Annotated in this window: 9 protein-coding genes, 1 pseudogene and 1 riboswitch; of the genes and pseudogenes, 9 read left to right on the top strand and 1 reads right to left on the bottom strand. The window is 62.7% G+C overall.

All coding sequences use genetic code 11. The features are described 5' to 3' along the window. The first annotated feature begins 14 nt into the window (after nucleotides 1–14). Nucleotides 15–1,247 carry a saccharopine dehydrogenase family protein gene (locus M1E17_RS20535; RefSeq protein ID WP_457963762.1) on the top strand — a complete coding sequence of 411 codons (1,233 nt, stop codon included), beginning with the start codon at nucleotides 15–17 and terminating at the stop codon, nucleotides 1,245–1,247. Between the two features lie 315 nt (nucleotides 1,248–1,562). On the opposite strand, the gene M1E17_RS20530 is transcribed toward M1E17_RS20535, so the two are convergent. Next, a complete protein-coding gene (locus M1E17_RS20530) occupies nucleotides 1,563–1,634 on the bottom strand; it encodes a hypothetical protein (protein WP_457967857.1) in 72 nt (23 codons plus the stop codon). A gap of 162 nt (nucleotides 1,635–1,796) precedes the next feature. Further along, a riboswitch (glycine riboswitch) is annotated at nucleotides 1,797–1,895 on the top strand. Between the two features lie 146 nt (nucleotides 1,896–2,041). Between M1E17_RS20530 and gcvP the strand changes: the two genes are divergently transcribed. From gcvP to M1E17_RS20490, 8 genes and pseudogenes are all read left to right on the top strand, one after another. After that, nucleotides 2,042–4,918 carry an aminomethyl-transferring glycine dehydrogenase gene (gene gcvP, locus M1E17_RS20525; protein WP_457963761.1) on the top strand — a complete coding sequence of 959 codons (2,877 nt, stop codon included), beginning with the start codon at nucleotides 2,042–2,044 and terminating at the stop codon, nucleotides 4,916–4,918. Between the two features lie 11 nt (nucleotides 4,919–4,929). Beyond that, nucleotides 4,930–6,066: a glycine cleavage system aminomethyltransferase GcvT gene (gene gcvT, locus M1E17_RS20520; protein ID WP_457963760.1), complete on the top strand. Its 1,137-nt coding sequence runs from the start codon at nucleotides 4,930–4,932 to the stop codon at nucleotides 6,064–6,066. Between the two features lie 175 nt (nucleotides 6,067–6,241). Beyond that, on the top strand, nucleotides 6,242–6,625 hold the full coding sequence (gcvH, locus tag M1E17_RS20515) for a glycine cleavage system protein GcvH (RefSeq protein WP_457963759.1): 384 nt from the start codon (nucleotides 6,242–6,244) through the stop codon (nucleotides 6,623–6,625). Then, complete coding sequence (gene glyA / locus M1E17_RS20510) at nucleotides 6,622–7,947, top strand: serine hydroxymethyltransferase (protein ID WP_457963758.1); 1,326 nt, start codon at nucleotides 6,622–6,624, stop codon at nucleotides 7,945–7,947. Before gcvH ends, glyA begins: the two co-directional genes overlap by 4 nt. Before the next feature lie 162 nt (nucleotides 7,948–8,109). Then, nucleotides 8,110–9,537 carry an L-serine ammonia-lyase gene (locus M1E17_RS20505; protein ID WP_457963757.1) on the top strand — a complete coding sequence of 476 codons (1,428 nt, stop codon included), beginning with the start codon at nucleotides 8,110–8,112 and terminating at the stop codon, nucleotides 9,535–9,537. 13 nt (nucleotides 9,538–9,550) lie between these two features. Next, nucleotides 9,551–10,558, top strand: coding sequence for a lipoyl synthase (gene lipA, locus M1E17_RS20500; RefSeq protein ID WP_457963756.1), 1,008 nt, complete (start codon nucleotides 9,551–9,553; stop codon nucleotides 10,556–10,558). A gap of 25 nt (nucleotides 10,559–10,583) precedes the next feature. Next, nucleotides 10,584–11,166, top strand: a pseudogene (locus M1E17_RS20495) (ATP-binding cassette domain-containing protein); the annotation flags it as partial. A 282-nt stretch (nucleotides 11,167–11,448) separates the two neighbouring features. Next, entirely contained in the window at nucleotides 11,449–13,584 is a 2,136-nt protein-coding gene (locus M1E17_RS20490) for a hypothetical protein (protein ID WP_457963755.1), read from the top strand. Nucleotides 13,585–13,796: the final 212 nt, after the last annotated feature.

Genomic DNA, 13,796 nt, shown 5'->3' with positions numbered 1-13,796 from the left:
GAAAGGCTGCAGTTATGGAAAACTCATCTCGGGAACATGACCTCGTTCTCTACGGAGCGACGGGTTTCGCTGGCCGACTGATCGCCGGCTACGTCGCGGAGCATGCACCGGCTGGGATGCGAGTTGGACTCGCGGGCCGGTCGAGGTCCAGACTCGGGGCCCTTCGGTCGCAGTTGCCGGTCGCGGCGCACGGATGGGCCCTCATCGAAGCCGACTCGGAGGACGCGGACTCGATCGCCGCCCTGGCCGTGGGCACACGCGTGCTCTTCACAACCGTCGGTCCATACGCGAAACACGGACTACCTGTGGTCGACGCCTGCGCACGGGCCGGTACCCACTACGCCGACCTCGCGGGTGAGGTGTCCTTCGTCCGGGAGGCGATCGATCGCTACGACGCTCTGGCCAGGACGAGCGGGGCCAGGATCGTGCACTCCTGCGGCTACGACTCCGTGCCGTCCGACCTCGCTGTACTGCTGCTTCATCAGGCGGCAGAAGCCGATGGCGCTGGCGGTTTGGTCGAGGTCCAACTCGTTGCTACGGCCAAGGGTGGCATCAGCGGAGGCACGCTCGAATCGTTTCGCGGGCAGCTCGAGGCGATGCGATCGAGCACCGCCCTGAGGTCATTAGCCGCGGACCCCTATGCTCTGAGCCCCGACCGCACACGGGAGCCGACGACACAACAGCCTCCTGACGCCGGTACTGTGCGCCGTTCCGATGACGGCACCTGGACCGCGCCGTTCATCATGGCCGCGGTCAACACCCGGATAGTGCGCCGCAGCAACGCACTGCAGGGCTGGGCCTACGGCCGCTCCCTTCAGTACGGCGAGGTGATGGGGGTGGCCCGCGGACCGGCAGGAGCGGTTCTCGCCAGGGCAGTGGCACTCGGACTCCGGGCATTCATGGGCGCGATGGCGTTCCCGCCGACCCGGGGGGTGCTCGACCGCTGTCTTCCGGCACCAGGTGCGGGTCCGAGCACCAGCACCCAGCGCGCGGGCTGGTTCCACTCTCAGGTGACCGCCCGCACCGAGGACGGGCACCGATACCAGGCGATTGCTGCTGGCCCTGGTGATCCCGGCTATGCCGCCACCGCCGTGATGGCAGGCGAGACTGCACTCGCTCTTGCCCTCGACGGCGACCGGCTGCCGACCGCGAAAGGGTCGCTGACACCGGCCACTGCACTCGGCAACGTGCTCATACAGCGACTCCGTGCGGCCGGCCACACTTACCAGGTAACCAAACTCGCCTGAACCCAGGTCCTGCAGGTCACCTGATAACAGGGCAATCATTGACTGGACCAGTCCGACTAGCGGCCTATGGTCAGAAGGCCAGGGGCTCTGGAACCCTGCTGCAGGCCGTACTCGAACTCGTCCAAAAGCCCGGCCCGCCCGACCAATGCAGGGGGGCGTTGCTCCTGCCGTCGGCTTGAAGGGGTTCTGCACCAGACCTCCAGAGGAAACGTAGTGAAACTAGGTGAAAGTGGTGAAACTTCGTCACCGGACGGCAGCCGGGCGTACGAGGCAAGTCCATGCGCCCGCGTGTCCCACTGCGCCGGAATTGCCGAGTTAGCCTACAAGGGCCCGCGTGTGGTCGTTGAGGAATATCCCGCGGGGATCGAACTCGCGGCGGACCTGCATGAACGTGTCCAGTTCCGGGTAGAGGCGCTCAAGACGGCTCCGGGTCAGGCGGCGCTAGTCAGCCGCCAGGTCCCTGGCCGGTCAAACCTTGCCTTGCGTAGTTGCAGAAATACCCGCTATGGTGTGAACCGTGCCACCCACCCAAGGGTGACGCAACGCTTTTGAACTGCGGCGGGAGAGTCCTGCCGGTACATCCAGTCAGGCGCCGTAGGAGCAAATCCTCCCCAGGAATCTCTCAGGCCCATGTACCGCCGCGGCGAGGCAACTCTGGAAAGCAGTCCGTTAAACCGGGCTCACCGACGGTGCAAGCAGAACACAATCTGCGGAATCTCTCAGGTCCAATACAGAGCGGGGAGGAACCCACATCATCGTGGCGCTCACTGGGCGCCTGAATCATGGAGTTCCTCTTGACTGTTCAATCAACCCCCACCGCTTTCGCGGACCGGCACATCGGCGCCCGGCGCCAGGCCGACGTTGACACCATGCTCAAGGCAATCGGCTACGACTCCGTGGACGGCCTGGTAGACGTGGCCGTCCCCGATTCCATCCGTCAGTCCGCACCGTTGACACTTCCAAGCGGCACGGACGCGCTCAGCGAGGTTGAGGTCCTGGCCGAACTGCGCCGCCTCGCCGCCAAGAACAAGACCGCCGTCCAAATGATCGGTCAGGGCTACTACGACACCGTCACCCCGCCGGTGATCCGCCGCAACATCCTGGAAGCTCCGGCCTGGTACACCGCGTACACGCCGTACCAGCCCGAAATTTCCCAGGGCCGGCTCGAGGCGCTCCTGAACTTCCAGACAATGGTGCAGGACCTCACGGCCCTTCCGGTGGCCAACGCTTCCCTGCTGGATGAAGCAACGGCTGTGGCCGAGGCCGTGCTGTTGATGCGCCGGGCCAACAAGTCCAGGTCCGCTGCTGCCGGCAAGACCGTCCTGGACGCGGACTGCCTCCCGCAGACCATCGCCATCGTGAAGGGCCGCGCTGAGGCACTCGGCTTCGAGGTGGAGATCGCGGACCTGAGCCAGGGCTTGCCCGACGGCGACATCAACGGAGTGGTCCTCCAGCAGCCCGGTGTTTCGGGCCGCGTTTTCAACCACGCACCGGTCATCGCTGCCGCCAAGGAACGCGGCGCGCTGGTCACTGTTGCCGCCGATCTGTTGGCGCTCACCCTCATCACGCCCCCGGGCGAGCAAGGTGCCGACATCGCCGTCGGAACCGCGCAGCGCTTTGGCGTGCCGCTGTTCTTCGGCGGCCCGCACGCCGCGTACATGGCCGTCCGCGAAGGCATGGAGCGCACGCTCCCGGGCCGCATCGTTGGCGTTTCCAGGGACAACGCCGGGGTTCCTGCCTACCGGCTGGCCCTCCAGACCCGTGAGCAGCACATCCGCCGCGAAAAGGCCACGTCCAACATCTGCACTGCCCAGGCTTTGCTGGCAATCGTTGCCTCGATGTACGCGGTCTACCACGGCCCGGAAGGCCTGAAGGCGATCGCCGAAACCGTCCACGGCCACGCCCGGACCCTGGCAACCGCCCTCAAGACCGCCGGCCGCGACCTTGTGTCCGAGTCATTCTTCGACACCCTCACGGTCCGCGTCCCCGGCAAGGCGGACAAAGTCATTGCCGCCGCCGAAGCCCGCGGCATCAACCTGCGGCTCATCGACGCTGACACCGTTGGCGTCTCCGTGGATGAAACCACGACGCCGGATGTCCTGTCCGCCGTGGCAGTCGCCTTTGGCGCCGGTCCCGTGAAATCCGCTGCCGGCTTTGAGCTGCCGTCCGGCGTTGTCCGTACGTCCGATTTCCTGCAGCACCCGGTGTTCAACACTCACCGTTCCGAGACGCAGCTGTTGCGCTATATCCGCAAGCTGTCCGACCGGGACCTTTCGCTGGACCGCACCATGATTCCGCTGGGCTCGTGCACCATGAAGCTCAACGCGACGGCCGAGATGGAAGCCATCTCCTGGCCGGAGTTTGCCTCGATCCACCCGTTCGCTCCGGACTCCCAAACGGCGGGCTGGCGGGAACTGATTGAAGGTTTGGAAGCGGACCTTACCGAAATCACCGGCTACGACCAGGTGTCCATCCAGCCGAACGCCGGTTCCCAGGGTGAGCTTGCAGGCCTGCTGGCCATCCGCGGCTACCACCTGTCCCGCGGCGACGAGCAGCGCAACGTCTGCCTGATCCCGGCCTCCGCGCATGGCACCAATGCTGCGTCAGCCGTGCTGGCCGGCATGAAGGTTGTTGTGGTGGCCACGGCTTCCGACGGAACCATCGACCACGCCGATTTGACCGCCAAGATCGAGGCAAACAGGGACGTGCTGTCCTGCATCATGATCACCTACCCGTCCACCCACGGCGTGTACGACGCTGACGTCCGCGAGGTCTGCGACGCCATCCACCAGGCCGGCGGACAGGTGTATGTGGACGGCGCCAACCTGAACGCGCTGGTGGGACTGGCCCAGCCGGGTAAGTTCGGCGGCGACGTGTCCCACCTGAACCTGCACAAGACCTTCTGCATCCCGCACGGTGGCGGCGGTCCCGGCGTTGGCCCGGTCGCAGCCAAGGCACACCTGGCACCGTTCATGCCCGGCGACGCGAACAAGGCTTCCTCAGGCGGGGGCGTGGCCATCTCCGCTTCGCGCTATGGATCGGCCGGTGTCCTTCCGATTTCCTGGGCGTACGTGAAGCTGATGGGAGGGCGGGGCCTGACCGAAGCCACCAAGTCGGCGCTGCTCGCTGCGAACTATGTTGCTTCCCGGCTGGATGAGCACTTCCCCGTCCTGTACACGGGTGCAGGCGGACTCGTGGCCCACGAGTGCATCCTTGACCTCCGCGAACTGACGGCCCGCACCGGCGTCACCGCGGAGGACGTGGCCAAGCGCCTCATCGACTTTGGCTTCCACGCTCCCACCTTGTCGTTCCCCGTTGCGGGCACACTGATGGTGGAGCCCACCGAGTCCGAAGACCTGGCTGAGATCGACCGCTTCATCGAAGCGATGATCATCATCCGCGCGGAAATCGAGCAGGTGGCCAGCGGTGATTTCACTGTTGAGAAGTCGCCGCTGCGCAACGCACCGCACACGGCTGCCGCCGTCGTAAGTTCCGTGTGGGGCCGTGAATACCCGCGCGAGCAGGCGGCGTTCCCGGTCCCGCACCTGAAACAGGACAAGTACTTCCCGCCCGTGGGCCGGGTAGACGGTGCCGCCGGTGACCGGAACCTTGTGTGCTCCTGCCCTCCCCTCGAAGCGTTCGAGGACAACACTGCAGACCTCGAAAACTAAGGACGCGACTCATGACTGAGAACTACACAGCCCTGTACGAGCAGCACAAAAAGGCCGGCGCGTCCTTCACGGACTTCGGTGGCTGGCAGATGCCCCTCAAGTACGAGTCCGAGCTCGCCGAGCACCACGCGGTGCGTAATACAGCAGGCCTGTTCGATCTCTCCCACATGGGCGAAGTGTGGGTCAGCGGCCCGGATGCAGCCACTTTCCTGGACTACGCGCTGGTGGGAAAGCTTTCAGCCGTTGCCGTGGGCAGGGCGAAGTACTCCCTGATCTGCAACACCGACGGCGGCATCATCGACGACCTCATTTCGTACCGCCGCCCGTCTCCCGAAGACGGCGTGGACGAGTACCTTGTGGTCCCCAATGCCGGCAACGCAAAGGTGGTTGCGGCGGCGCTGGCGGACCGTGCGGCTGGCTTTGACGTCGTCGTTCGGGACGCCTCCGCTGAGACGTCGCTGATCGCTGTGCAGGGACCGAACGCGGAAGCGATCCTGCTGACGCTGGTCCCCGCCGGGCAGCACCAGCCGGTCAGGGACCTGAAGTATTACGCGGCCGTTGAAGCAGATATCAACGGGCAGGAGTTGTTGCTCGCCCGCACCGGCTATACCGGCGAAGACGGCTTCGAGATCTACGTCCCGAACGTGGACGCAGCCAGCCTGTGGGAAGCGCTGCTCGAAGCCGGGGAAAGCCATGGACTCATCCCGGCAGGACTCGCAGCCCGCGACTCACTGCGTCTCGAAGCCGGCATGCCGCTCTATGGCAACGAACTATCCCGCTACGTGAACGCCTACGCAGCAGGACTCGGCCCGGTTGTTTCCCTGGCCAAGGAAAGCGACTTCGTCGGAAGGAAAGCGCTGACGGCCATCAAGGCTGCGGGCGTCGGATCCACCATCGGCGCAAAGCTCGTCGGCCTCAAAGGCACTGGCCGCCGGGCTGCCCGCGCTCACTATTCAATCCTCAAAGACGGCACACTCATCGGCGAGGTCACTTCCGGCCAGCCGAGCCCGACGCTCGGTTACCCCGTGGCGTTGGCCTATGTGGACGTCGCGCACTCCGAGCCGGGCACGGTTGTCGACGTGGATCTTCGCGGCAAATTGGAACCCTTTGAAGTTGTAGCGCTGCCGTTCTACAAGCGGGCCAAGTAAGCCTCCGGGGCTGGGTACGGACCGGCAGACCGGACTTTTCACGCATGCTGCTCCTTCGTCGCTTTGACGCACGCTTTCGAAAAGCCCGGCTCCGCCGGCCCTCCAACCCTCTCTCACTTTACGCAGTGTTTGGGCGGACGCTCTCTCACTTCTCACACCAAATTAAGGAAATCGCATGAGCAAAGTAGTTGCTGAACTGAAGTATTCGGCCGAGCACGAGTGGGTTGCCTCGGATGGGGCGGGGCCTGCGGGGATTGGGATCTCCGCCGTTGCGGCCGACGCCTTGGGCGACATTGTGTACGTGGACCTGCCCGACGTCGGCTCTTCCGTGACCGCGGGGGAGACCTGCGGCGAGGTTGAGTCCACCAAGTCCGTGTCCGATTTGTACTCGCCGGTCACTGGTGAGGTGACGGAGATCAACGAGGCCGTTGTCAGTGATCCTGCCCTGATCAACAACGATCCCTATGGTGCCGGCTGGCTGTTCAGGGTGGCCGTGACCGAAGAAGGTCCGCTGATGTCAGCTGCCGAGTACGCAACGGTCAACGGCGGCGAGCTGTGAGCGGCGCTGCTGCCGCCACGGCAGCATTTGAGCAGGTTGTTTCGCCGAGCCTGGACGCGGACCTGTCGGTCCTGGATCCGGAGATCGCGGCCAAGATCGACGACGAACTGGGCCGCCAGCGCGACGGCCTGGAGATGATCGCGTCGGAGAACCACACCGCCGTGGCAGTGATGCAGGCGCAGGGCTCGGTGCTGACCAACAAGTATGCCGAGGGTTACCCGGGCAAGCGGTACTACGGTGGCTGCGAGCACGTTGATGTCATCGAACAGCTCGCCATCGAGCGGGTCAAGGCCCTGTTCGGCGCCGAGTTCGCGAACGTCCAGCCGCATTCAGGTGCGCAGGCCAACGCCTCGGTGATGCACGCGCTGATCAAGCCGGGCGACACGATCATGGGCCTGAACCTGGCCCACGGCGGCCACCTGACCCACGGCATGAAGATCAACTTCTCCGGCCGGCTGTACAACGTCATCCCGTACCAGGTCCGCGAAGAGGACCACCGGATCGACATGGCCGAGGTGGAGCGCCTGGCCCACGAGCACAAACCGGTCCTGATCGTGGCAGGCTGGTCGGCCTATGCACGCCAGGTGGACTTCGCCGAGTTCCGCCGGATCGCCGATTCAGTGGGCGCCTACCTGATGGTGGACATGGCGCACTTCGCCGGACTGGTTGCCGCCGGGCTGCACCCCTCCCCGGTGCCGCACGCCCACGTCACCACCTCCACCACGCACAAGACCCTCGCCGGTCCGCGTGGCGGCATCATCCTGACCAACGACGCCGCCATCGCCAAGAAGATCAACTCGGCGGTGTTCCCGGGCCAGCAGGGCGGGCCGCTGGAGCACGTCATCGCGGGCAAGGCCGTGGCGTTCAAGATCGCCGCGTCTGAGGAGTTCCGGGAACGGCAGGAACGGGTCCTTGCCGGCGCCCGGATCCTCGCCGAGCGCCTGGTCCAGCCGGACGTCACCGCCAAGGGCATCAACGTCATCTCTGGCGGCACCGATGTGCACCTGGTTTTGGTGGACCTGCGGAACTGCGAACTGGACGGGCAGCAGGCTGAGGACCGGCTCGCGGAGATCGACATCACGGTGAACCGCAACGCCGTGCCGTTCGACCCCCGCCCGCCCATGGTGACGTCCGGGCTGCGGATCGGCACTCCGGCACTGGCGACCCGAGGGTTCGGCGAAGCAGCCTTCCGCGAGGTTGCGGACATCATCGCCGAGGCATTGATGGCCGACGCCGGAGCCGACCTTTCCGGGCTCCGTCACCGCGTCGAAGCCCTCGCCGCGGCCCACCCGCTCTACCCGGGCGTGGCACCGCTGTCCTAGGCGCCGTGGCTGGCTCCGGGACCGCCGGACCGGACATTTTCACGCGTGCTGCTCCTTCGTCGCTTTGACGCACGCTTTCGAAAAGTCCGGCTCCGCCGGCCCCTCATGCGGCACCGTTACTGCGGTGCCGCATCCTGAAAATTAGTTAGTTAGGAAGTCGTCATGGCCGTTGGAGTCTTTGATCTCTTTTCCATTGGCATTGGACCGTCAAGTTCGCACACCGTCGGGCCGATGCGGGCTGCTGCTGTGTTTGCGGAGGAGCTGAAGGCCTCTGGCATGGTGGCCGAGGTGGCGGGGTTGCGGGTGGACCTTTACGGGTCGTTGGCTGCTACCGGGCACGGTCATGGCACCATGACCGCGATCCTGCTCGGGCTGGAGGGGTTTCATCCGGAGCTGATCCTGCCCGATGAGGTGGAGGAGCGGCTGGCTGCGATTGAGGAGACGGGTGTCCTGCAGTTGGCTGGGACCGTGCCGCTGCCTTATGGCGTGAATGACATGGTGCTGCGGCCGCTGACCATCCTGGCGCGCCACACCAATGGCATGACCTTCACTGTGTCCGATGGCGAGGGCAATGTCCTGCACACTGCCACCTTTTTCTCCGTGGGTGGCGGGTTCATCGTCCGCGAGGGCGAGGAAGACGCTGCGCAGCAGGAGCTAGAGGAATCCAAGAAGGAACTGCCGCTGCCGTTCCGGACTGCCGCTGAACTGTTGGAGCACTGCCGGGAAACCGGGCTGGGCATTAGCGACGTAATGCGGGTCAACGAGGAGGACAACCGCACTCCCAGGGAGATCCGCGAAGGCCTGCTGCACATCTGGTCCGTCATGGAGGACTGCGTGGCCACCAGCCTCAAGCGCGAAGGCCTGCTGCCCGGCGGACTGAAGGTCCGCCGTCGTGCCCCGGATTGGTACGACCGGCTGAAAAAGGAAAGCTCACGGCCGGACGGTGAAGGCCAGGACCAGGACTTCTATGACCAGAAGTATTGGCAGGAGTGGGTTAACTTGATCGCTCTCGCCGTCAATGAGGAGAATGCCTCGGGCGGCCGGGTGGTCACCGCCCCGACCAACGGCGCGGCCGGGATCATCCCGGCAGTGCTGTTCTACGCGCTGCACTTCGCGCCGGGGATGGAGAGCGCCAATCAGGAGGACCGCGACGACGTCGTGGTCAGGTTCCTGCTGGCGGCCGGTGCCATCGGGGTGCTGTACAAGGAACAGGCATCTATTTCGGGGGCGGAGGTGGGCTGCCAGGGCGAGGTGGGTTCGGCGTCGTCCATGGCGGCCGCGGGCCTGGCCGAGGTCATGGGCGGCACGCCGCAGCAGGTGGAGAACGCGGCGGAGATCGCGATGGAGCACAACCTGGGGTTGACGTGTGATCCGATCGGCGGGTTGGTTCAGATTCCGTGTATTGAACGGAACGCCATCGCGTCGGCGAAGGCGATCAACGCCGCCAAGATGGCGCTGTGGGGCGATGGAACGCACCGGGTGTCGCTGGATGAGGTGATCGTGACCATGCGCGAAACGGGCAAGGACATGTCCTCCAAATACAAGGAAACCGCGATGGGCGGCCTGGCCGTCAACGTGGTCGAATGCTAAGGAAAGAGTACTGATGACACTGGCACCAGAAGGCCGGAAGATGCTGCGCATCGAACAGCGCAACGCGGCCACCCCGGTGGAACGGAAGCCGGAGTGGATCAAGGCCAAGGTCCAGATGGGTCCCGAGTTCGTTCAGCTGAAGAATCTGGTCAAGAAGGAAGGCCTCCACACGGTGTGTGAGGAGGCGGGCTGCCCGAACATTTTTGAGTGCTGGGAAGACAAGGAAGCCACGTTCCTGATCGGCGGGTCCGAGTGCACCAGGCGGTGTGACTTCTGCCAGATCGATACCGGCAAGCCGTCGCCGGTGGACATGTTTGAACCCACCAAGGTGGCCCGGTCCGTGCAGGCCATGCAGCTGCGGTACGCCACCGTCACCGGTGTGGCCCGTGATGACCTGGCCGACGAGGGTGTCTGGCTGTACGCCGAGACGGTCCGCAAGATCCACGAACTGAACCCGGGCACCGGCGTCGAGCTTTTGATCCCGGATTTCTCCGGCAAGCCCGAGCACATCGAGGCGATCTGCGATTCAAAGCCTGAGGTGTTCGCGCACAACGTCGAAACCGTGCCGCGGATCTTCAAGCGGATCCGGCCGGCGTTCCGGTATGACCGGTCCCTGGATGTCATCACGCAGGGCCGGAAGCTGGGCATGGTCACCAAGTCCAACCTGATCCTTGGCATGGGTGAAACCCGTGAGGAAATCTCCGAGGCCCTCCGTGACCTGCACGAGGCGGGCTGTGACCTGATCACCATCACCCAGTACCTGCGCCCGAGTGAACGGCACCTGCCGGTGGACCGCTGGGTCAAGCCGCAGGAATTCGTGGACCTCCAGGACGAAGCGATCGAGATGGGCTTCCTGGGTGTGATGTCCGGGCCGCTGGTCCGCTCCTCCTACCGTGCCGGCCGGCTCTGGGCCACAGCGATGCGCAAGAAGGGCTGGGAAATCCCGGCCGAACTGGCGCACATCGAATCCTCGGGCAGCACCCGCCAGGAAGCCAGCTCCCTGCTCGCAGGGCATTCCTGATCTGCCGTAAAAGTCTGCGTGGACGTCTATGACGTTCATCGGGGACCTGGTAAATATGGGGATTGCGGTGGTGGGCGGCCTGCCGTGGCGGTCGGGGCGATGCAGCTTGGCGATGTGCAGGCGTTTATGGACGTCTCCTTCTACTATTCGCCGGACAAGCCGCTGATCTCGTCGCTGTCTTGGTGGCGGAGCCGGGGCAGACGGTGGCGATAGTTGGCCTGACCGGCGTGGGCAAGACCATCCTGGTGAACCTGATGATGCGGTTCTAGGAAATTGATGCATGGCGGATAAGGCTCGACGGCCGTGGACGTCACCTCGGTGCCGCCGCGTGAGCTGCGCTCGCGGAGGGGGAGGGCGCTGCACGATACGTGGCTTTTCGGCGGCACCATCCGGGACAACATTGCTTATGGGCGGCCGTCGGCTACCGAGGGCGAAATCCAGGGAGCGGGCGACGTATGTGGACGGGTTCGTGCGGCATTGCCTGGCGGGTACGACTGTTTTGGACGACGAGGGCGCCAATGTGTCTCCGGCGAGAAGCAGCCGCTGACGATTGCACGGGCTTTCTTCTGGAGCGGCCGTCCCTGCTGATCCTGGATGGGGCGACGTCTTTATAGCTCTTTACGAATCGAATGGTTGTTGGCGTTCGTCGTCGCATACTCGAGACCGAAATGGAGCCTTTATTGTCGTCTTCTAGCTGATCTTTGGGAGCGCACTGAGTAGGCCCACGCACCCCCCGCTCCGGAACCCATGATTCAACTTGAGCGCATCGATCGTACTGTGCATTCAACTTGCTAGGGTAAACGATGTAACGCGGGCTATTTGGTCAGCCGTGTTGTGGCATGATGCGTTTCACTATCGTTTTCGAGTACGTCACATGGATCGGATGAAGATTGCCAGATTTCAACACAGAGGAGCTTGAAAAGTTCACTGAGGCTATTCGACTCCTGAAGCTTTACCGCCGCGCGGAGATGGAGACTGCGGACGGAAAAGACCTCATCGAGCAGCTCTACGTCGATCCGCTACCCCATGACCACGTACTCAAGCAGATCCGACAACCTACGACCACCTTCATCGTTGGCCGGAAGGGTACCGGAAAGTCAACCGTGTTCCTTCGGGCGCGCAAGAGTCTACTTGCGCAGAAGGACGTGATCGCCGCATATGTTGACATCAAAACTGTCTTTGAATCTTCACGCGTCGATCCCGCGCTAACGAGCGCACTGACCTCAACCGACGGTGCACTCAGCGACGCAGCACTGGATCACCTTCTCCTACTGACGGCGTTCCTAAAAGCCGTTGTCATTGGAATTCGCGACGACTTGCGAGCCCAGCTGAACTCCGCTTGGCGCAGTCGCCTGCGCGAAGCTTTCACTGGCGAATACAACGACCTCGAAAAGAAACTCGATGAGTTTCTCATGGAACTTGAAGAACCTAAGTTCGTAAATGTTCAGGGAATTCGCACTGCATCCGTGCGGCAGCGGGACCAGAACGGGGCCTTGATCGGCGTACAAGCGGGGACAGAGTTGTCCGCCACCGGCCCAAGTGCAAACTTTTCTGCTTCCGCAGAAGCCTCCTCCGAATCAGAATCTGAATCGGAGTACTCCGATGTTCTTCTCCGAAGCATCGACGTCCACCGCCTGATCACTGGGCTTAAATCGCTATTGCAACCACTCGGTATCAAGCACCTCTATGTTTTTCTCGACGACTTCTCAGAGCTCCCCGAAGATGCGATGCGGTCCGTGGTCGATGTTCTCGTAGCACCACTCAACAACTGGTCCGAGGAGTTAGTCAAGTTCAAAATTGCTGCCTACCCAGGGCGTATTTACTACGGAAATCTGGACAAATCCAAGATAGAGGAAATAACGCTCGACCTCCACAGCATCTACGGACAATCGGGCGTTGCCTCAATGGAGGAGAAGTCCAGCGAATTCACTAAACGCTTGGTCGAGCGGCGGCTGCATCACTTCGGACTGGACCCCGTCCGATTCATGGATATCGGCCGAGATTCGCAGCTTTGGGACACCCTATTCCAGGCATCGATGGGCAACCCTCGCACACTTGGATACATACTGTTTTTTGCCCACGAATCGCAGTTGCTTTATGGGCGCCGAATAACCGTCCAGGGAGTTCGGGATGCGGCCAAGCGCTACTACGAAGAGAAACTTGAGCCCTACTTCGCGATGGGGGCCTTTCTGCATGAATCATTCCACGAGCGATCGACAATATTCAGCCTGAAGGAACTGCTCGAGCAAGTAGTCGCCCGCGCACGTTCTCTGCGATCGAAGGAAAGCGCAAGCATCTTTCAGTCGGTCGATGGCCGTCATCCTACAAGTCACTTCAATGTGAATCCCTCATTCGAAACTCTACTGTCCACGCTTGAACTGAATTTTTTCATTACCAAATATTTTGTGATGAGTAATCGTGATGGGCTGCTCGTTTCGATCTACGCTCTGAATTTTGGTCTGTGTGAAAAGTACAACATCGCGTTTGGACGCCCTACAAAATCAAGAGAACAAAGACTGTACTTTGTTGAGCGAGTCTTTGACTATAACCCGATTCTGCAGGCCTACGTCTCGACGAATCAAGAAATTCAATGCGACTCCTGTGGCGCAGTTTTCGACTCTTCCGACCTCGATTCCCTCAAGAAGTATCACATGCTTTGCCCGCTCTGTCGGCAGGGGACCTGTGTAGTTACTAACATTGCAAAGAAATACTCCGATGTCGTCGCCCGTGTGGCAAGCGAACAACTACTTCCCCAAACTGAACTGGGGATCTTGCGTAGCCTTGATTCTGAAGCTCGGCCACTTTACGCCAGCGAGATCGCCGGTGAACTAGACGTATCTCATCAGCTCATCGGGTGGCGAGCTAAGCGACTCGACGAGCAGAATCTGATCGTTCGTGAGGCCGTCAAGAGCGGTCGCCGAACGTACAAACTCTCAACTGATGCGCGGCGCATCTACTTTGACGATCGGGCGGCGTGGGGTTTGCAGCTCGCAGAGTTCGGCGATAGCGAACCCCCGGCGGGGTAACCCTTGGGCCACCGGACTCCCGGATTTCGGGGAATACCATGGAAAGATCAGCAGATGCTTGCATGACAACAGCTGACTGCCTGGTTCCTCCCATGCATCGCCTGCCCGAGAGCAACCGGTCCCTACCGCAGCCTGGAACCAATTGGACCTAATCTGTCGGCGAGGCAGATTGTATAGTTATGGTGCCTTTCGGCACTGTAAGTACCGGCCTT

The organism is Arthrobacter sp. D1-29 (assembly GCF_054130585.1).
The sequence above is the reverse complement of the archived record's forward strand: the minus strand, read 5'-3'. Positions and strand labels throughout refer to the sequence as shown.

Excerpts from the sequence above, each read along its gene's own strand:
- M1E17_RS20535 (WP_457963762.1), top strand. The coding sequence starts at position 15 with ATGGAAAACTCATCTCGGGAACATGACCTCGTTCTCTACGGAGCGACG.
- gcvT (WP_457963760.1), top strand. The coding sequence starts at position 4,930 with ATGACTGAGAACTACACAGCCCTGTACGAGCAGCACAAAAAGGCCGGC.
- gcvH (WP_457963759.1), top strand. The coding sequence starts at position 6,242 with ATGAGCAAAGTAGTTGCTGAACTGAAGTATTCGGCCGAGCACGAGTGG.
- M1E17_RS20505 (WP_457963757.1), top strand. The coding sequence starts at position 8,110 with ATGGCCGTTGGAGTCTTTGATCTCTTTTCCATTGGCATTGGACCGTCA.
- lipA (WP_457963756.1), top strand. The coding sequence starts at position 9,551 with ATGACACTGGCACCAGAAGGCCGGAAGATGCTGCGCATCGAACAGCGC.